The sequence below is a fragment of the Stenotrophomonas sp. ASS1 genome (assembly GCF_004346925.1).
Classification (GTDB): Bacteria; Pseudomonadota; Gammaproteobacteria; order Xanthomonadales; family Xanthomonadaceae; genus Stenotrophomonas; species Stenotrophomonas maltophilia_A.
In genome coordinates, this window is the sequence record NZ_CP031167.1 from 3487429 (window position 1) to 3505965 (window position 18537).

Genomic DNA, 18537 nt, shown 5'->3' on the forward strand with positions numbered 1-18537 from the left:
TTGCCGCGCGCGTCCCGGGCTCCCTCCCCCGCCAGTGCCGATCCGGGCTAAATGGTTGCTGCTGCAACGTTTTTTCCGATGACCGGCATTTGACACGCACTGAATATCCCGTTAATTCCTGCTTTGCGCACCGCAACAACCGCCGTCCGCCTCACCCCCGTGATGTCGATTCCGGTGCCGCCCCCGCCAACCGGAGCTCCGTCCCGATGACCCGCAAGACCAGCCTGATCGCCGCCGCCGTCGCTGTCGCACTCGGTGGCTCTCCGTTCGTTGCCGCTGCCCAGCAGGCCGGCACCGCCGCCAACACCCTGGACACGGTGATCGTCACCGGCACCCGCGTGGCCGACCGCACGGTGGCCGAATCGCAGTCGCCGATCGACATCATCACCCCAGAAGCCCTGCAGTCCACTGGCACCAGCGAGCTGGCCACCGCACTGTCGCGCGCCCTGCCCTCACTGAACTTCCCGCGCCCGGCGCTGACCGATGGCACCAGCGGCGTGCGCCCGGCGCAGCTGCGCGGCCTGTCACCGGACCAGGTGCTGGTGCTGGTCGACGGCAAGCGCCGCCACACCTCGGCGATGATCAACGTCAACGGCAGCATCGGCCGTGGTTCGTCGGCGGTGGACATCAATGCGATCCCGATCGCCGCCATCGAGCGCGTGGAAGTGCTGCGCGACGGTGCGTCGGCGCAGTACGGCTCGGACGCCATCGCCGGCGTCATCAACATCGTGCTCAAGGGCAGCGGCAGTGGCGGCAGCCTGGCGGTGGACTACGGCCAGTACTCGGCCGGTGACGGCAACAAGTACCAGCTCTCCGGCGATACCGGCGTCGAGTTCGGCAACGGCCGTGGCCGCGTGCACGTGGCCGGCCAGATCAGCCAGCAGGACGAAAGCAACCGCGCCGGCCCGTACCGCGGCGCCACCCCGAACACCGGCAACTTCCCGAGCATCGGCCAGAAGACCTTCATCGTCGGCGACCCGCGCGTGGATGCGACTGCGGCTTCGGTCAACGCCAGCTTCGATTTCAGCGACCGCGTGACCGGCTACGCCAGCGCGCTGCTCAGCAACCGCGACATCACCTCGTTCGCGTTCTACCGCTCGCGCAACCACAGCGGGCAGAGCGCGCTGCTGGCGCAGACCTACCCGGACGGCTTCGTGCCGGAGATCAACCAGTACTCCAAGGACCGCTCGCTGGTGGCCGGGGTCAAGGGCAACACCGATAACGGCTGGACCTGGGACCTGAGCCTGAACCACGGCGAGAACACCCTCGACTTCCACACCCGCAACAGCATCAACTACAGCCTCGGCGCAACCAGCCCGCGCTCGTTCTACGACGGCACGCTGAAATACCAGCAGGACATCTTCAATGCCGACCTGACCAAGTCGCTGGACTGGGGCTTGGCCTACCCGGTCACGCTGTCCTTCGGTGGTGAATACCGCAAGGAGAAGTGGGACCAGAAGCCGGGCGAGCTGAACTCGTACACCGGCAGTGGCGCGCAGGGCTTCGGTGGCTTCACCCCGACCAATGAAGTGCATGCCGACCGCCACAACTACGCGGTCTATGCGGGTCTGGAAGCGGACCTGACCGAGAAGTTCTCGGCCGGCATCACCGGCCGCTACGAGGATTACTCGGACTTCGGCGACCGCTTCTCCGGCAAGCTGTCGGCGCGCTACGCGTTCACCGACAAGGTCGCGCTGCGGGCCACCGCGTCCAGCGGCTTCCGTGCACCGTCGCTGGCGCAGCAGGGCTACCAGGCGGTCACCAGCCAGTTCCTCAACGGCGTGTTCGTCGAGCGCGGCACCTTCCCCACCACCAGCCCGGCTGCGCAGGCGCTGGGCGCCTCGCCGCTGAAGGCCGAGACCTCCACCTCCTACAGCCTGGGCCTGGTGCTGCAGCCGGTCGACCGCCTGTACATCACCGTCGACGCCTACCAGATCGACATCGATGACCGCATCGCATTGTCGTCCAGCATCACCACCAACGCCGCCACCAGCGCGCTGCTGGGCACGCTGGGCCTGCCGCAGGTGACCGCGTTCTCGTACTTCACCAACGGCCTGGATACGCGCACCCGCGGTGTCGATTTCGTGTCCAGCTACACGGTGCCCTTCAGCGCCAGCAGCCTGGAACTGACCGCCGCGTACAGCTACAACGACACCGAAGTGCTCCGCGTCGGCGGCACCCCGGCGGTGTTCGGCACGCTGGGCCTGACCCAGTCGCTGATCGGCCGCGATGAGATCGGCCGCATCGAGGACAGCTATCCGCGCGACAAGGCGATCCTGAGCGGCACCTGGCGTTCGGACCACTGGGAACTGGGCCTGGCCGCGACCCGCTACGGCAAATTCACCGTGCGCAACTCGGCCACCGCACTGCGCGACCAGACCTATGGCGACGCCTGGGTGGTGGATGCCTCGGCCAGCTACAAGCCGAGCAGCAACTGGACCCTGACCGTGGGCGCCGACAACCTGCTGGACAAGTACCCGGACCGCACAGAAGACCTGCAGAACTCCACCTTCGGCATGCTGCCGTACAGCAACTACTCGCCGTTCGGCTTCAACGGCGCGTACGTGTACGGCCGGGTCAAGTACACCTGGTAAGCGCTGGCGGGCGCCTCTCTGGTAGTGCCGGCCGCTGGCCGGCAACTCCCTGGTGGGGTCAGATCCTTTTTCCTGCGGGAGAGGGATCTGACCCCATTCGCATTTAAGGTTTGCCGTATCTGGCGTCATCGGTGAAAATCGGGATACCCCCGATTTCCTGCGAGTGCCGATGCACCATGACACCGACCTGATCAACATCGTTGCCGTTGGCCTCGGGCTCGCCTTCATCTTCGGCGCGCTGGCCAACAAGCTCCGCTTGTCTCCCCTGGTCGGTTACCTGGTTGCTGGCATCTGCGTAGGCCCGTTCACCCCCGGCTTCGTCGCCGACCAGGCGCTGGCCAACCAGCTGGCCGAGCTGGGCGTGATGCTGCTGATGTTCGGCGTCGGCCTGCACTTCTCGCTGAAGGACCTGATGGCGGTCAAGGCCATCGCCATCCCCGGTGCCATCGGCCAGATCGCGGTCGCTACCCTGCTCGGCTGGGGCGTGGCCTCGCTGATGGGCTGGCCAGCCCTGCATGGCGTCATCTTCGGTTTCTCGCTGGCCACCGCCAGTACCGTGGTGCTGTTGCGGGCGATGGAGGAGCGCCGCCTGCTGGAAACCATGCGCGGCAAGATCGCGGTCGGCTGGCTGATCGTGGAAGACCTGGCCTGTGTGCTGGCGCTGGTGATGATGCCGGTGATGGCCGGTGTGTTCGGCCCCGATGCGGCCAAGGAATCGCACTCGCTGGGCAGCGTGCTGGCCGACATCGGCTGGACCTTCGTGCAGCTGGGCCTGTTCGTGGCGGTGATGCTGGTGGTCGGGCGCCGGGTCATCCCGTGGATCCTCGAACGTATCGCCGGCACCGGTTCGCGCGAACTGTTCACCCTGTCGGTGCTGGCGATCGCGCTGGGCGTGGCGTTCGGCTCGGCGATGCTGTTCGGCGTCTCGTTCGCGCTGGGCGCGTTCTTCGCCGGCATGCTGCTCAACGAATCGGAGCTGAGCCACAAGGCCGCGCATGATTCGCTGCCGCTGCGCGATGCGTTCGCGGTGCTGTTCTTTGTTTCGGTCGGCATGCTGTTCGACCCCAACATCCTCGTCCAGCACCCGTGGCAGGTGCTGGCCACGGTGCTGATCATCATGTTCGGCAAGTCGGCCGCCGCATTCTTCATCGTGCGCGCGTTCGGCCACCCGACCAGCACTGCGCTGACCATCTCGGCCAGCCTGGCGCAGATCGGCGAATTCGCCTTCATCATCGCCGGCCTCGGCGTCGCGCTGCAGATCCTGCCGAAGGAAGGCCAGTCGCTGGTGCTGGCCGGTGCGCTGGTGTCGATCATGCTCAACCCGCTGGTGTTCGGGCTGCTTGACCGTTGGCAGGCCAAGCAGGAGCAGTCGCCCCAGGCCGCCGAGCCGGAAGAGGCCACCGGTCCCTCGCGTGACCTGCATGACCATGCCATCGTCATTGGTTACGGCCGGGTCGGCAGCGAGCTGGCGCAGGTGCTGCGCGATCGTGGCGTGCCGGTGCTGGTGATCGATGACAACAAGGAGCACGTCGAACAGGCGCACGCCAAGGGCCTGGCGGCGATCCGTGGTAGTGCTGCTGCCGACCGCGTGCTGGCCGAAGCGCATCCGGAACGCGCGAAGATTGCGGTGCTGGCGATTCCTCAGCCGCTGGAAGCCGGTGAGGCGCTGGCCAAGCTGCGTGCGATCAATCCGGATCTGACCCTGCTGGCGCGAGCACACAGCGATGCGGAGGTGAAGCATCTGCTGGAACACGGTGCCGATGGCACGGTGATGGCAGAGCGCGAGCTGGCCTATTCGCTGGCCGAGATGGTGATGGCCACGCCGCCGTATCGCGGGCTGGGACAGCACAGTATTCCGGTGGTGTGAGGAGTGTGGGTGCGGCAGGGCTTGCAGCCCTGCACCTGCTGAAGCAACGGCAACGACAAAAGCAAAAGCTGGCATTCCGTGGGATGGCGGGGTGGGTCCGGTTGCAGGGGACGCCGTGAATCCGTCCATGGAGGCTCGGTCGCGCCATCCATGGCGCTCACGCCCCTGCAACCGGGCCCACCCTGCCTTCGACAATTTCCTGCGGCTGTTGGTAGGTGTCGACCTTGGTCGACGCGGCGGTGCATCTGACCCCGGAAACAAAAAAATCCCCGGTCGACCCGCATCGACCGGGGATCTGGATCGCCACGTTGCCATGCCTTGGAGAGGCAGTTCCACCGTAGCGCATCGCGGTGCCGGTGGTGATCGCCTGTGGCGATGACGACCAAGCGTGCGGCTATCAGGCGCCAGCCAGGGCCTGCTCCAGGTCGGCACGCAGGTCGCCGATATGCTCGATGCCGATCGACAGCCGCACGGTGTCTTCGCTGACACCGGCCTTGGCCAGTTCGGCGGCGTCCAGCTGGCGATGGGTAGTCGAGGCGGGATGGGTGGCCAGTGACTTCGCGTCGCCCAGGTTGACCAGGCGGGTGAACAGCTTCAGTGCATCGAGGAAACGTGCGCCGGCTTCACGGCCGCCCGGCAGGCCGAAGGTCAGTACGCCCGAGCCGTGCCCACCCAGGTAACGTTGCGCGGCGGCATGCTCGGGGTCGTCGGCCAGCCCGGCGTAGCGCACCCAGGCCACCTTTGCGTGTGACTTCAGAAACTGCGCGACAGCCAGCGCGTTGGCGTTGATGCGCTCCATGCGCAGCGCCAGGGTTTCAATGCCCTGCAGGATCAGGAACGCATTGAACGGCGACAGTGCCGCGCCGGTATTGCGCAGCGGCACCACCCGCGCGCGGCCGATGTAGGCCGCCGGCCCCAGCGCTTCGGTATAGACCACGCCGTGATAGCTGGGGTCGGGCTGGTTGAGCCGTGCGAAGCGCTGGGGTTGTGCAGCCCAGTCGAAGCGGCCGGAATCGACGATCGCGCCGCCGAGGCTGTTGCCGTGGCCGCCGAGGTACTTGGTCAGCGAATGCACCACGATGTCGGCGCCGTGCTCGAACGGGCGCAGCAGGAACGGCGTGGCCACGGTGTTGTCGACAATCAGCGGCACGCCGGCGGCATGCGCGACCTCGGCAATCGCCGCGATGTCGGTGACGTTGCCACGCGGGTTACCGATCGATTCGACGAACACCGCCTTGGTGCGTTCATCGATCAGCGCGGCGAAGGCGGACGGATCGGCCGGGTCGGCGAAGCGAGCCTGGATGCCGTACTGCGGCAGCGTGTGCGCCAGCAGGTTGAGGCTGCCGCCATACAGCGCACTGGAGGCAACGATGTTGTCACCGGCCTCGGCGATGGTCTGGATGGCATAGGTGATCGCCGCCTGCCCCGAGGCCAGTGCCAGCGCGCCGATGCCACCCTCCAGTGCGGCCAGGCGCTGCTCCAGCACGTCGGTAGTGGGGTTCATGATGCGCGTGTAGATGTTGCCGGGCACCTTCAGGTCGAACAGATCGGCGCCGTGCTGGGTGTCATCGAAGGCATACGCCACCGTCTGGTAGATCGGCACCGCCACCGCGCGGGTGGTCGGATCGGGACGGTAGCCGCCATGCACGGCCAGGGTTTCCAGTTGCCACTGCGGGTCGCTCATTGCGCCAGGCTCCATCCGGGAAACCGCCACCATAGGCCAGCCAGAACCACGCGCTGAAAGCTGCTGGCGATGACGCCAGTACCACCGGTTATCAGGTTGGCCGCGATTCAGGCAGCCGTCATGGGCCGTTGCTAGGCTTCGCCGCCGGGCGCTCCTGCCCGGGCACGGAGGCCCAAGCGCATGCAGTCATCCCCCTGGACACCCGCCGCCAGCGGCTCGCCGACCCCGGTCCTGCTGGTGGAGGACGACCGCCGCCTGGCAGAGCTGGTCAGCGACTATCTCCACGAACACGGCTTCGCCGTGCAGCATGTGGCCCGTGGCGACCTCGCCGGTGCAGCCTGCCGCCAGCACGCGCCGGAACTGGTGGTGCTGGACCTGATGCTGCCCGGCCTTGGCGGCATCGACGTGTGCCGGCAGATCCGCAGCTTCTCCGATGTGCCGATCCTGATGCTGACGGCCTGCGAGGACGACATCGAACAGGTGCTCGGCCTGGAATCGGGCGCCGACGACTATGTGCACAAGCCGATCGAGCCGCGCCTGCTGCTGGCCCGCCTGCGCGCCCTGCTGCGCCGCCGCCATGGCAGCAGCAACACCGGCAGCCCCTGCCGCCTGATGCACGGCGAGCTGCTGATCGACCGCATGCAGCGCGAGGTGCATCTGCACGGCCAGCCGGTGGACATGGGCACCACCGAATTCGAGATCCTGTGGCTGCTGGCCAGCCAGCCGGGGCAGATTCTCTCGCGTGACCAGATCCTGCAGGCGGTGCGCGGCATCGGCTTCGACGGGCTGGACCGCAGTGTCGATGTCAGCATCGGCAAGCTTCGCCGCAAGCTGGGCGATGACGCGCGCGAACCGCGGCGGATCAAGACGGTGTGGGGCCGCGGCTACCAGTTCAATCCCTCGTCCTGGTCGGCATGAAGCGGCTGTTTCTGCGCCTGTGGCTGGTGGTCGGCGCGAGCTTCCTGATCACCCTGCTGCTGATCAACGTGATCTTCGATCGCATCTACCTGCCGTTCCAGCAGCGTGTGTTCGCAGAGCAGGTGCGCGGCCAGTTGTATGCATTGCGGCAGGGGTTGGACGGAAAGGACTCCGCCGCCCAGCAGGATCAGCTGGCGCAATGGCAACCCCACTATGGCATCGCATTGGCTCTGCTGCCGTCAGCACCGGCCCTCGCGGCCGGCGAACAGGAACAGCTGCAGCGCAACGGGCTCATTTCCCGGCAGAAGTTCGAGATCGTACTGGCGCCGCTTGATCCACTGCATCCCGATGGCCCCTGGCTGCGCCTGCATCTGCCAGGCGAGCCGTCGATGACCCTCTATCTCACCCTGATCGCCTATTCGGTGATGCTGGCCCTGTTCGGGCTGTGCCTGTACGCCTGGGTGCGCCTGCTCTGGCGCGATCTGGACGCGCTGCGCGTGCATGCCGACCGCATCGGCGCCGGCGATCTGCAGGCGCGCGCGCAGGTTTCGCCACGCTCGCAGATACGCGTCATCGTCGACCATTCCAACCGCATGGCCGCACGCGTGGCCGAACTGGTTCAGCGCCAGCGCGACCTCACCCACGCGATCTCGCATGAGCTGCGCACGCCCATCGCGCGCGTGGCCTTCGGCCTGGACCTGATGCAGGACAGCGACGATCACGAACGCCGTACACGGCTGGCACAGGGGCTGCACGGCGACCTGGCCGAACTCAACCGGCTGGTCAGCGAACTGCTGGCCTATGAGCGCCTGGAGCATCCCGGCGAGGGCGAGCCGATGCAGCGCATCGAAGCCAACGACTGGCTGCAGGCCTGCCTGGCCGATGCGCGCCGCGATGCCGAACGTGCCGGGGTGGTACTGCGCGTGCAGCCCAGTGCGTTGCCGCGGGTGGATGCCGAACCGCGGCTGCTGCAGCTGGCGCTGAGCAATCTGGTGGGCAATGCGCTGCGCCACGCGCGTTCGCAGGTGGAAGTGTCGCTGGTCGGTGTCGGCGGCCGCGCGTGCCTGCGCGTGGATGACGACGGCCCGGGCATCGCCGAGGCCGACCACGAAAAAGTGATGCGCCCGTTCACCCGCCTGGATGACAGCCGCAGCCGCGATACCGGCGGCTTCGGGCTGGGCCTGGCCATCGTCAGCCGCATTGCAGCCCGCCACAGTGGCGAGCTGCACATCAGCCGCGCCACGCTGGGTGGCGCGCGCCTGGAAATGCACTGGCCGCTGGCTGCCAGCTGAACGCCCACGGGCGCCATTACAGTTGATTACAACTCCCGCACAACTGCGGAGGGATCGGTCGCCGGCATATCGCCACGCTGGCGCCCCTGCAGCACTCGCCGGATGCGCGCGCTGCTTTCCTCCCATTGTCGAGAGATTCCATGTCCCAGCTTCGCCGTTCCCCCGCCCTGCTCTGCCTGGCCCTGTTGCCGCTGTTCGCCGCACCGATCGCCCACGCCAAGGATGACCACTGGACCTTCGAGGTCGCTGCCGGCGGTGGCGTGGCGCCGCGCTACAGCGGCAGCGAGGAATACCGCGCGACGCCGTCGTTGTCCTTTGATGTCACCTCGCCGGGTGGATGGTTTCTGGGCACCAGTGGCATTGGCTGGGGCACCTCCATCGGCGAGCACACCCGCGTGCGCGCTTATGTCGGCGCCAGCGGCATCCGCAAGGAAAAGGACTCGCTGCTCGGCGGTTCCGACTTCCTGCGCGGCATGGGTGATATCGATACCCGTCCCCTGGTCGGCATCTCGGCTGGTTATACGCTGGGCGAAGCCGTGCTGAGCGGCTCCTGGCAGTTCACCCGCAAGGACGAGGACAAGGCCGAGAACGGCCTGGCCACCCAGCAGATCCATCTGAACCTGAGCATGCCGCTGTTCGACCTGGCCGGCGGCGTGGTCAGCGGCAGCGTGTCCACCGACTACGGCAACCGCGGCTACATGCAGACCTGGTACGGCGTCAGCCCGGAACAGGCGGCACGTACCGGCTTTGCCGAGCACAAGCCAAAGGCCGGCCTGGTCAGTGCCGGTGTCGGCCTGAAGTGGAGCCACCGCGTGGGCCGCAACGGCAACTGGTACATCTCGGCCGAAGGCACGCGCCTGCTCGGTGATGCCGCCGACAGCCCGATCGTGCAGAAGGCGAACCAGTTCGGCTTGATGAGCGGCTATACGCACCGCTTCTGAGTGAGCGCCGGGCATGGCCCGGCCCACTTCGCAGGAAACGGGGCGCTGCGGCCAGGCAGCGCCCCGTGTGAATCACGCTTTGGCGAACACCAGGCGGCCGCCGTCGTTTCCGACTTCGATGGTATCGCCGTTGACGAAAGCACCGGACAGGATCTGCTGCGCCAGCGGATTCTCCAGCTGCGACTGGATTGCACGCTTCAACGGGCGCGCGCCATAGACCGGATCGAAACCGACGTTGCCGAGCAGGTCGAACGCCGCATCGGACACCAGCAGCTTCAAACCACGTTCGGCCAGGCGCTTTTCCAGCCCACGCATCTGGATGCGCGCGATCTGCTTGATCTGCTGCTTGTCCAGCGGGTGGAACACCACGATGTCGTCCAGGCGATTGATGAACTCCGGGCGGAAGTGCGCCTGCACCACGCCCATCACCGCCGCCTTCATCTGCGTGTAGGCCTCCGGGCTGTCATCAGCGCTCATGTCCTGGATCTGGTGCGAGCCCAGGTTCGAGGTCATCACGATGACGGTGTTGCGGAAGTCCACGGTGCGGCCCTGGCCATCGGTCAGGCGGCCATCGTCCAGCACCTGCAGCAGGATGTTGAACACATCCGGATGCGCCTTCTCCACTTCGTCCAGCAGGATCAGCGAGTACGGGCGGCGACGCACGGCCTCGGTCAGGTAGCCACCCTCCTCGTAACCAACGTAGCCCGGGGGCGCACCGATCAGGCGGGCGACGCTGTGCTTCTCCATGAACTCGCTCATGTCGATGCGGATCATCGCGTCGGCACTGTCGAACAGGAACTCGGCCAGCGACTTGCACAGCTCGGTCTTGCCGACGCCGGTCGGGCCGAGGAACAGGAACGAACCGGCCGGGCGATTCGGATCGGACAGGCCCGCACGCGAACGGCGCACGGCATCGGAGACGACCTTGATCGCTTCCTCCTGGCCGACCACGCGGTTGTGCAGCACCTCTTCCATCCGCAGCAGCTTGTCGCGCTCACCTTCGAGCATCTTGTTGACCGGAATGCCGGTCCAGCGCGACACGACCTCGGCGATCTCCTCGTCGGTGACCCGGTCCTGCACCAGCTTGAAGTCCCTGTGTTCGGCTTCCTGCGCAGCGGCCAGCTGCTTTTCCAGCTGCGGCAGCAGGCCGTACTGGATCTCGCTCATCTTGGCGAAATCCTGGCGGCGCTGCGCGGCTTCCAGCTCCAGCTTGGCCTGCTCGACCTGCTCCTTGATCTTGGTCGCACCCTGCAGCGCGGCCTTCTCCGACTTCCAGATTTCATTGAGGTCGGAGAACTCGCGCTCCAGCGCCTCGATGTCGTTCTCCAGATCGGCCAGGCGCTGCCGCGAGGCCTCGTCCTTTTCCTTCTTCAGCATCTCGCGCTGGATCTTCAGCTGGATCACCCGGCGTTCCAGGCGGTCCAGCTCTTCCGGCTTGGAGTCGATTTCCATGCGCAGGCGCGAGGCCGCCTCGTCCATCAGATCGATGGCCTTGTCCGGCAGCTGGCGGTCGGTGATGTAGCGGTTGGACAGCGTCGCAGCGGCGACGATGGCCGGGTCGGTGATCTCCACGCCGTGGTGCACCGCGTACTTTTCCTTCAGCCCGCGCAGGATGGCAATGGTGTCTTCCACCGACGGCTCACCCACGAATACCTTCTGGAAGCGGCGCTCCAGCGCGGCATCCTTTTCGATGTACTTGCGGTACTCATCCAGCGTGGTGGCACCGACGCAGTGCAGCTCGCCGCGTGCCAGCGCCGGCTTGAGCATGTTGCCGGCATCCATCGCGCCATCGGCCTTACCCGCACCGACCATGGTGTGCAGCTCATCGATGAACAGGATGATCTGCCCTTCGCTCTTGGCCAGGTCGTTGAGCACGCCCTTCAACCGCTCTTCGAACTCACCACGGAACTTGGCACCGGCGATCAGCGCGCCCATGTCCAGCGACAGCACGCGCTTGCCGCGCAGGCCTTCGGGCACTTCGTCGTTGATGATGCGCTGGGCTAGACCTTCCACGATGGCGGTCTTGCCCACGCCGGGTTCGCCGATCAGTACCGGATTGTTCTTGGTCCGGCGCTGCAGCACCTGGATGGTGCGGCGGATTTCCTCGTCGCGGCCGATCACCGGATCGAGCTTGCCGCTCTCGGCGCGCGCGGTCAGATCGATGGTGTACTTCTCCAGCGCCTGCCGCTGTTCCTCGGCATTCTCCGACTGCACGTTCTCGCCGCCACGCAGCTTGTCGATGGCGGCCTGCAGGCGGATCTTGTCGGCACCGGCGGCGCGCAGCGCCATGCCCAGCGTGCCACTGTCTTCCAGCGCCGCCAGCACGAACCACTCGCTGGCAATGAAGGCATCGCCGTGCTGCTGGGCCAGCTTGTCGGTCTGGTTCAGCAGGCGCCCCAGGTCGTTGCCCATCGAGACGTTGCCGGCCTGGCCGGACACCTTGGGCAACGCATCCAGCGCCTCGGTCAGGCGCTCGCGCAACACCGGCACGTTCACGCCCGCCTGGGCCAGCAGCGGGCGCGTGCTGCCGCCCTGCTGGTCCAGCAGCGCGCTGAACAGGTGAACCGGTTCGATGATGCTGTTGTCGCGGCCCACGGCCAGCGACTGTGCGTCTGCCAGCGCCTGCTGGAAACGCGAGGTGAGCTTGTCCATCCGCATTGCGAATCCTCATCGGTCATCAGGGCCGGCCCGCGCCGGCGATGCTGGAAAGATGCGGTTGCCCCACCCCGTTTCAAGGGTGACTGCGACTGCACCCCGAGGCCAGTCAGCCTGCGGCCAGCATGCCGGAACGGGTGTGGTCGGCGCGTTGATCCCGATCAGTTCCGCGCGGTGGAAGGGTTCAACGGGTGATCGCGCTGCGGATCGCCCGCAGCTGCTGCTTGACCGCCCGCGCCTGCGCCGGGTCCATGCGCAGCAGGGCCTTCTGCCCGATCGAGCGTGACTGCAGGGTGGGATCGACGAAGCGATAGCGGCCCCGTTCGTCGCGCTGCACCAGCGGCGCCTGGGCCAGTTCCGGGGTCTCCAGCAGGTGGTCGATCACCGTGACCAGACGGTCGTTGAAATAGCCCTCGGGCCGGCCAAGGTCCACGTAAGCCTGCTGGATCAGCGGATAGAAGCGCTTGTAGGCGGTAGCCGTTGCCACCGGGTCGAGCGCGGCAAATGCCTGCACGTAGGGCGCATAGCGCGCCGCATTGCTGGCGGCGATGCGTTCACCGCCTTCGCCCGGCTCGACCTGCAGGTTGCCCGGCAGCGGGCGCGCGGCCAGCGCGGTCGGCGGCACGCTGGGCTTGTCCAGGTTGTCGACCTGGGTGACCAGGCGCTGGATCAGATGATCGCGCAGCAGCAGGGTCAGCGGACCCTCGCCCTGGAACAGCTGGCTCAGCGCGCCCCAGGCAGCGGCATCGCTGTCAGCCAGCTTCGGCAGTGCCGGGTCGGCGGCGGCCTCGGTATCCAGCGGATGCCTGATCGGGGGTGGTGTTGGGGCGGGTTCCGCAGCCGCCTTCGGTTGTGGCGGTGTGCCGGTACTGGCGGGGGGCGATTGCACCGGCACCGAAACACCGTCTGCCAGGCTCTTCAGCTGATCGCGGAACAGCCAACCGCCCGCGCCACCGATCACCACCACGCCCAACACCCAGGGCCAAGCCGCTTTTCCACTCTGCATGATGCAGCACCTCGTTCTCACACGCATGGACAAGGTGTGACCCGGCTGATTTCCGTGGGTTCCCCACCCGTTCCGGTAAGGTTCGGGAAACGCGTTGACAGCGCAGTGCGACGGGCGGCCCAATGAGCAGTCCAGCCCCTTCGACGAACGACCCATGGAGCTTCGCCCGGAACCGGTGCCTTTCCGCATCAGCACGCTCGACCTGACACTGGTGTATCGAGAGCAGAACGCGAGCGCACAGGTGAACGTGGAGGCACAGACGCTGGAGGACTACGCAGCGCAGCCGGGCATGCGTTACCGCTCACTGCAGGTGGATTTCGAACTTGTCCATGAAGCGCGTTGCCGGGGCGGAAATTTTCACGAGATGCGCCACGGCGAGATCTTCGAGGAAACCGGACCAGCCGATGAAACCGCGCACTGGCGGCAAACCGGTCTCTGCCCTTTCCCCGGCTTCTACCGGGTCATCCACGATCCTGGCCTGGCGGCACTGCTCGCGCACTACGATCCCCGCAATGTCCACGACCTGCAGCTTTTCATCCTTGCCGCACATGACAGCTACGTTGAAGTCCTGGCCAAGGGATATCGCTACACGCTGGCTGGCAGCGTCAATGAGCACGACATCATCACCGTCGCGCCATCGGCCTGAACACTCCGACATCCAACGCCAGGTAGGCATTGCACTCACGCCCGCTTTGCGCGAGCAGCGCGACGCTATGCATCCTGTCCAGTGGAGACACTGCCATGCAATACGCGCTGTATTACTGGACCGGCATCCAGGGCCGTGGCGAGTTCGTGCGGCTGGCGCTGGAAGATGCCGGTGCCGACTACATCGACATGGCGCGGGTGCACGGCGATGCAGTGATGCAGCCGTTTCTCGATGGCAGCAGTGAAGGTGCGCAGCCCTTCGCGCCGCCGTTCCTGAAGGCCGGTCGCCAGGTCATCGCGCAGGTTGCGGCCATCCTGGATTTTCTCGGCCCGACCTTGGACCTGGTGCCACAAGCGGCCTCGCGGCGGACGCAGGCACTGCAGTTGCAGCTGACCATCGCCGACCTGGTGGCCGAGGTGCATGACACCCACCATCCGATCGCTGCATCGAAGTACTACGAAGAGCAGAAGACCGAAGCCAAGGCACGCGCCGCGTCACTGCGCAGCGAGAGGCTGCCGAAGTTCCTCGGCTACTTCGAGCAGGTGCTGGCCGCCAACGGTGGCCGCCATGCACTGCGCGAGCATTCGTATGTGGACCTGTCGCTGTTCCAGCTGCTGAGCGGGCTGGACTACATGTTCCCGCGGCGCATGCAGGCACTGGAACCGACCCTGCCCCTGCTGCGCGCGCTGCAGGAGCGGGTGGCGAAACGACCCAACATTGCCTCTTATCTGGACTCGGAACGGCGATTGCCGTTCAACATCAACGGCATCTTCCGCCACTACCCGGAACTGGATGGAGAGCGGTAGTGCCGGCCGCTGGCCGGCAGCTGCACACTACGTCCGAGGTCCATGAGGATGCCGGCCGGCGGCCGGCACTACTCTGGGGTCAGCTGTTTTCACCCAGCGGCTTCACCGCCTGCTTCTGCAGTGACAGCAGGCCCAGCAGCACTGCCAGTGCCACGTAGGCGCCGGCGAACTGCCAGCTGATGATGCGTGCCAGGCCGTCCAGATCCCATGGCAGGTAGATGCCACCGCGCGGGTCCACCGAGTGGATCAGGCCGAACAGGGTCAGCACCGCCGCCACCAGCAGGAAACCGCAGGCACGGCGCAGGCGGCCATCGACCATCGCCGCCACCGCCGAGATCCACAGCATCGAGGTGATGATGAAGCCGTTGCCAAGGGTGAAGATCACCGCCAACTCAGGCAAGCCGTGGCCGTCGAGCTTGGTCAGCAGCTGCGGCAGCTGGTCCGGCGCGATCCAGCCCGGTGCCTTGATCGCCAGCAGGTAGGCCACCGACGGCAGGAAACCGAACACCATCGCACCGGTGTGGTGGCGCGGCGTGGCCTGGAAGGCCTGGGTGGTGATGTCGATGGCCACGTACACGATGATCGGTGCCAGCACCGCCAGCGGCAGCCACTGCACCAGCCCGGAGATGATGCCGAGCATGCCGCCGATGCCGACGAACAGGCCGGTCAGCAGCGTGTAGCCGCTGCGCGCGCCCATGTGCTTGTAGGCCGGCTGGCCGATGTACGGCGTGGTCTGCGCCACGCCACCGCAGACACCGGCCACCAGCGTAGCCACCGCTTCCACCAGCAGGATGTCACGGGTGCGGTAGTCATCGCCGGCCGCGCGCGCGCTTTCGGAGACGTTGATGCCACCGACCACCATCAGCAGGCCGAACGGCAGCAGCAGCGGCAGGTAGGTCATCGCCGTGGGCAGGCCGTCGAGGAAGCCCAGCGTCGGCAGCGGCAGCACCACCTGCGGCGGCACCCACTCCGGCACGTGGAAGCCCGGTGCGCCCAGCCCGGCCAGGCCAAGGCCGTAATACAGCACGGTGCCGAACACGAAGGCCAACAGCACGCCAGGGCCACGCACCGGCAGCTTGCCCTTGGCGATCAGCACGTACAGCAGCAGGCCCAGCGTGGTGAAGCCGACCAGCGGCGAGCGCAGCGTTTCCAGCAACGGCAGCAGGCCCATCAGCACCAGCGCGATGCCGGCGATGGAACCCAGCAGCGCCGCACGCGGCAGCGCGCGGGTGACCGCTTCACCGAAGAATGACAGCACGAACTTGAGCACGCCCATGATGACCAGCGCGGCCATGCCCAGCTGCCAAGTCGCGATACCCGCGGCATGCGGGTCCATGCCCTGCTGCTTGAAGGCGATGAAGGCCGGGCCGAGCACCAGCAACGCCATGCCGATGCTGGTCGGTGCATCCAGGCCGAGCGGCATGGCGGTGACATCATCGCGGCCGGTACGCGCGGCCAACCGGCGTGCCATCAGGGTGTACAGCAGGTTGCCGACCAGCACGCCGAAGGCGGTGCCGGGGAACATGCGGCCGAACACCACGTCGGCGGGGAACTGGAAGATCCCGACCAGGGCCATGGCGATGAAACCGAGGATGGAGAGGTTGTCGACGACCAGGCCGAAGAAGCCGTTGAAGTCGCCGGAGACGAACCAGCGACGCGGTGCGGCGGAAGCGGGAGCGGACATGGAAGGGGCGGTGGGGGTGGGGACCGCCGATGGTAGGCCCAGCGGGGCCCGGGCGCCAATTCCGTCGTGGAATGATGGGTTCCAGCCAACGGCGGGGCCCCTCGTGGCTGGGTTGGTCGCGGACAGCGATTTCTGGGTTGGGCCGGTCGGGATGGGCTGCGCAGGACACGCCGTAAACCCGTCCCTGGGGGCTCGATGGCGCCATCCATGGCGCCAACGGTCCTGCGCAGCCCATCCCGAACGGCCCCTGACAGTTTCCTGCGCGTGCCAGCCACGGAAGAGAATCAAAAGATCAAAAGCAAAGGCAGGCTCTCGTTGTTGCGCCGAGCCCATGCTCGGCTGCTGTACGCGAAGCCTCTCAGCCGAGCATGGCTCGGCTCTACAAGAACAATTCGATCATTTCCAAGCTATCCACGCATGGCGTGGATCTACTGTGTCGACCAAGGTCGACACCTACCAACAGCAGCGATGATCTGTCGAAGGCGGGGTGGGTCCGGTTGCGGGGGCGTGAGCGCCATGGATGGCGCGACCGAGCTTACATGGATGTACTTGCAGCGTCCCCCGCAACCGGACCCACCCCGCCATCCCTCAGAAACCTGCTCCTGCTGTTGGTGTTGCCGGCCAGCGGCCGGCACTACCGCGGGTGCAGGGCGCAGCCCTGCATCAACCAACCCCCTACTTCTTCAGGAAGTTGTCCACCAGCAGATGCTTCACGTCGTCGAAGCGGCCGTTCAACACCGCCTTGGCCGCATACAGCGCGGTACCGGCCACCTGCTTGGCCTCGATCTGCGGCGGCATCACCAGTTCAGCGCGGCTGGTATGCACATCCAACAGCGCCGGGCCGCGCTGCGCCAGGAAGTCCTGCACCGCCTCCTCCAGATCCTCGCTGCGGGTCACCGTGCGTCCGTGGAAGCCGATCACCTCGGCCAGGCGGCCGAAGTCCGGGTTCTTCAGGTCGGTGTAGTTGTCCAGCAGCCCCTCCACCTTCTGCTCCAGCTCGACGAAATTCAGCGAACCGTTGTTGAACACCACCACCTTGATCGGCAGATTCTCCTGTACCGCCGTCAGCAGGTCGCCCAGCAGCATCGCCAGGCCACCATCGCCGGACAGCGAGATCACCTGCCGACCCGGGAACGCCTTCTGCAGGCCCAGTGCCTGTGGCATCGCGTTGGCCATCGTGCCGTGCAGCAAGCTGGTCAGCGTGCGGCGGCGGCCGTTGACACGGATGTGGCGCAACACCCACACCATCGGCGAGCCGCCGTCGGCGGTGAACAGCGCATCGTCGCTGGCATGCTTCGACAGCAGCGCGGTCAGGTGCTGTGGATGGATCAATTCGCCTTCACCCGGCTGTTCTTCTTGTTCGCGCTTCTTCAGTGCCTTGTCACGGCGCTCGAGGCACTCGTCCAGGAAACTGCTGTCCTCGCGCGGCGGCAGCATCGACAGCAAGGCGTCCAGCGTCGGCGCGATATCACCGACCACGCCAAGGTTCACCGGATGGCGGCGGCCGAGGTGGCTGCCATCGCGGTCGACCTGGATGATCGTGGCCTTGTCCGGATAGAACTGGCCCCAGGCGAAATCAGCGCCGAGCAGCAGCAGCGTGTCGCATTCCATCAGCGTGTGGAAGCCGGATTCGATGCCGAAGATGCCGGTCATGCCCATGTTGTACGGGTTGTCCGGCTCGACGAAATCCTTGGCGCGCGAGGTGTGCGCCACCGGCGCCTGCAGGCGCCGGGCCAGTTCCAGCAGTTGCGCGTGCGCGCCCTGGCAACCGGCACCAGCGTAGACACCAATGCGCTTGCCCTGCCCCAACAACTCGGCGATACGATGCAGTTCCGCGTCGGAGGGACGCAGCACCGGCTGGGTGTAGTGCACCGAGAACGGCACATCGTGCTTCACCTCGGCCTCGCTGATGTCAGCCGGCAGGATCACTACGGCGACGCCGCGACGGCTGATCGCGGCCTGGCAGGCCAGCGCCACCACGCGTCGTGCCTGTTCGGCACTGTGCACCTGCTCGCAGAACACCGTGCAGCTGCCATACACCGCCTTGAAGTCCACTTCCTGCGGGAACTCCATGCCCAGCTCGCTGGTGACGATCTGGCTGGCGATCAACACCATCGGCGCGCGGTTGCGATTGCTCTCGAAGATGCCATTGATGAAATGCAGACCTCCCGGGCCGCAGGAGCCAGCACACGCAGTCAACTGGCCGCTGACCAGCGAATCCGCGCCTGCGGCGAATGCGGCCACTTCCTCATGCCGTACGTGCACCCAGGCGATCTCGCTGCCATGCATCGCATCGGTCACATGGTTGAGCGTATCGCCCACGATGCCGTAGCAACGGCGGACACCGGCCTGCTGCAGGGCGTCCACCACGATTTCGGCCACGCGCTTGCTCATCGGATACATCCTCGAACGGGGGAACACCCGAGGCTAGACCTGATGAAGTG

12 protein-coding genes are annotated in these 18537 nt (G+C 66.5%); 7 read left to right on the top strand and 5 right to left on the bottom strand.

Annotated features, from left to right (window positions below):
• Positions 1-206: 206 nt before the first annotated feature.
• Positions 207-2594 carry a TonB-dependent receptor plug domain-containing protein gene (locus MG068_RS16245; RefSeq protein ID WP_132810664.1) on the top strand — a complete coding sequence of 796 codons (2388 nt, stop codon included), beginning with the start codon at positions 207-209 and terminating at the stop codon, positions 2592-2594.
• A gap of 169 nt (positions 2595-2763) precedes the next feature.
• A complete protein-coding gene (ybaL, locus tag MG068_RS16250; protein ID WP_107431474.1) occupies positions 2764-4461 on the top strand; it encodes a YbaL family putative K(+) efflux transporter in 1698 nt (565 codons plus the stop codon).
• 397 nt (positions 4462-4858) lie between these two features.
• Here ybaL and MG068_RS16260 read toward each other — a convergent pair whose 3' ends face one another.
• On the bottom strand, positions 4859-6145 hold the full coding sequence (locus MG068_RS16260) for an O-acetylhomoserine aminocarboxypropyltransferase/cysteine synthase family protein (RefSeq protein ID WP_032128543.1): 1287 nt from the start codon (positions 6143-6145) through the stop codon (positions 4859-4861).
• Between the two features lie 180 nt (positions 6146-6325).
• On the opposite strand from MG068_RS16260, the gene MG068_RS16265 reads away from it, so the two are divergent.
• From MG068_RS16265 to MG068_RS16275, 3 genes are all read left to right on the top strand, one after another.
• Entirely contained in the window at positions 6326-7063 is a 738-nt protein-coding gene (locus MG068_RS16265; RefSeq protein ID WP_032128544.1) for a winged helix-turn-helix domain-containing protein, read from the top strand.
• A complete protein-coding gene (locus tag MG068_RS16270; RefSeq protein ID WP_132810665.1) occupies positions 7060-8355 on the top strand; it encodes an ATP-binding protein in 1296 nt (431 codons plus the stop codon). The genes MG068_RS16265 and MG068_RS16270 overlap by 4 nt, the downstream gene beginning before the upstream one ends.
• Positions 8356-8495: 140 nt before the next feature.
• On the top strand, positions 8496-9296 hold the full coding sequence (locus MG068_RS16275; protein ID WP_005414289.1) for a MipA/OmpV family protein: 801 nt from the start codon (positions 8496-8498) through the stop codon (positions 9294-9296).
• 72 nt (positions 9297-9368) lie between these two features.
• Here MG068_RS16275 and clpB read toward each other — a convergent pair whose 3' ends face one another.
• Positions 9369-11954 (bottom strand): ATP-dependent chaperone ClpB, encoded by a 2586-nt coding sequence (gene clpB, locus MG068_RS16280; protein WP_132810666.1) that lies wholly within the window; start codon positions 11952-11954, stop codon positions 9369-9371.
• Positions 11955-12135: 181 nt separating this feature from the next.
• The gene (locus MG068_RS16285; RefSeq protein ID WP_132810667.1) at positions 12136-12957 is read right to left on the bottom strand and encodes a DUF3014 domain-containing protein; all 822 of its coding nucleotides are present in this window, start codon (positions 12955-12957) and stop codon (positions 12136-12138) included.
• 154 nt (positions 12958-13111) lie between these two features.
• Here MG068_RS16285 and MG068_RS16290 point away from each other — a divergent pair, with 154 nt between their 5' ends.
• Both MG068_RS16290 and MG068_RS16295 read left to right on the top strand, forming a co-directional pair.
• Positions 13112-13603, top strand: a complete 492-nt coding sequence (locus MG068_RS16290) for a hypothetical protein (RefSeq protein WP_049422957.1) — start codon at positions 13112-13114, stop codon at positions 13601-13603.
• A 95-nt stretch (positions 13604-13698) separates the two neighbouring features.
• On the top strand, positions 13699-14409 hold the full coding sequence (locus MG068_RS16295) for a glutathione S-transferase (protein ID WP_132810668.1): 711 nt from the start codon (positions 13699-13701) through the stop codon (positions 14407-14409).
• Positions 14410-14488: 79 nt separating this feature from the next.
• Here MG068_RS16295 and MG068_RS16300 read toward each other — a convergent pair whose 3' ends face one another.
• Together MG068_RS16300 and MG068_RS16305 are read right to left on the bottom strand one after the other, a co-directional pair.
• Entirely contained in the window at positions 14489-16093 is a 1605-nt protein-coding gene (locus tag MG068_RS16300; RefSeq protein ID WP_132810669.1) for a SulP family inorganic anion transporter, read from the bottom strand.
• A 675-nt stretch (positions 16094-16768) separates the two neighbouring features.
• A complete protein-coding gene (locus tag MG068_RS16305; protein ID WP_132810670.1) occupies positions 16769-18487 on the bottom strand; it encodes a thiamine pyrophosphate-dependent enzyme in 1719 nt (572 codons plus the stop codon).
• Positions 18488-18537 lie beyond the last annotated feature (50 nt).

What these genes read in the sequence shown, in the direction of transcription:
- MG068_RS16245 (WP_132810664.1), top strand. Translation starts at nt 207, where the DNA reads ATGACCCGCAAGACCAGCCTGATCGCCGCCGCCGTCGCTGTCGCACTC.
- ybaL (WP_107431474.1), top strand. Translation starts at nt 2,764, where the DNA reads ATGCACCATGACACCGACCTGATCAACATCGTTGCCGTTGGCCTCGGG.
- MG068_RS16260 (WP_032128543.1), bottom strand. Translation starts at nt 6,145, where the DNA reads ATGAGCGACCCGCAGTGGCAACTGGAAACCCTGGCCGTGCATGGCGGC.
- MG068_RS16265 (WP_032128544.1), top strand. Translation starts at nt 6,326, where the DNA reads ATGCAGTCATCCCCCTGGACACCCGCCGCCAGCGGCTCGCCGACCCCG.
- MG068_RS16270 (WP_132810665.1), top strand. Translation starts at nt 7,060, where the DNA reads ATGAAGCGGCTGTTTCTGCGCCTGTGGCTGGTGGTCGGCGCGAGCTTC.
- MG068_RS16275 (WP_005414289.1), top strand. Translation starts at nt 8,496, where the DNA reads ATGTCCCAGCTTCGCCGTTCCCCCGCCCTGCTCTGCCTGGCCCTGTTG.
- clpB (WP_132810666.1), bottom strand. Translation starts at nt 11,954, where the DNA reads ATGCGGATGGACAAGCTCACCTCGCGTTTCCAGCAGGCGCTGGCAGAC.
- MG068_RS16285 (WP_132810667.1), bottom strand. Translation starts at nt 12,957, where the DNA reads ATGCAGAGTGGAAAAGCGGCTTGGCCCTGGGTGTTGGGCGTGGTGGTG.
- MG068_RS16290 (WP_049422957.1), top strand. Translation starts at nt 13,112, where the DNA reads ATGGAGCTTCGCCCGGAACCGGTGCCTTTCCGCATCAGCACGCTCGAC.
- MG068_RS16295 (WP_132810668.1), top strand. Translation starts at nt 13,699, where the DNA reads ATGCAATACGCGCTGTATTACTGGACCGGCATCCAGGGCCGTGGCGAG.
- MG068_RS16300 (WP_132810669.1), bottom strand. Translation starts at nt 16,093, where the DNA reads ATGTCCGCTCCCGCTTCCGCCGCACCGCGTCGCTGGTTCGTCTCCGGC.
- MG068_RS16305 (WP_132810670.1), bottom strand. Translation starts at nt 18,487, where the DNA reads ATGAGCAAGCGCGTGGCCGAAATCGTGGTGGACGCCCTGCAGCAGGCC.